Genomic DNA, 580 nt, shown 5'->3' with positions numbered 1-580 from the left:
TTAATCACGTTATCGCTGGTGACATCGTCGATGGTAATGGATGCTACTGGTGCCACGGTATCCACGCCGTAAGTATGAGTGGTATTCGCAGTGGTGAGGTTGCCTGCATTATCACGCGTGGTGACCGTCGCGGAGACATCGCCATTGGCGGCCAGTACCGATCCCGGAACATTGACGCTCCAGGTCTTGCCGTCGGCACTCACCGTGGTCTGGTAGGTCTCGTTGCCGACGGTTACGGTAATCGCATCACCGGCTTTAACTTCATCGCCGACCTGACCTGTCACCGCAATCGACTGACCCGACTCGCTGGCGTTAATCACGTTATCTGACGTGATATCGTCGATGGTTATCGACGCCGCTGGCGCATCGGTATCGACGCCATAAGCATGAGTAGAGTCTGCGGTGGTCACGTTACCCGCCGTGTCACGGGTGGTGACGGTAGCACTGATATCGCCATTGGCGGCCAGCACCGCGCCCGGCACATTCACGCTCCAGGTTTTGCCATCGGCATTCACCGTGGTCTGGTAGGTCTCGGTGCCGACGGTTACTGTCACTGCATCACCGGCTTTGACGTCATTAT

1 protein-coding gene is annotated in these 580 nt (G+C 57.2%); it reads right to left on the bottom strand.

Annotated features, from left to right (window positions below; translation table 11 throughout):
• Nucleotides 1-580, bottom strand: a 580-nt coding sequence (locus KP22_RS21040) for an Ig-like domain-containing protein (protein ID WP_039326349.1), incomplete at both ends; no start/stop codon positions are given.

The organism is Pectobacterium betavasculorum (genome assembly GCF_000749845.1).
GTDB lineage: Bacteria > Pseudomonadota > Gammaproteobacteria > Enterobacterales > Enterobacteriaceae > Pectobacterium > Pectobacterium betavasculorum.
The sequence above is the reverse complement of the archived record's forward strand: the minus strand, read 5'-3'. Positions and strand labels throughout refer to the sequence as shown.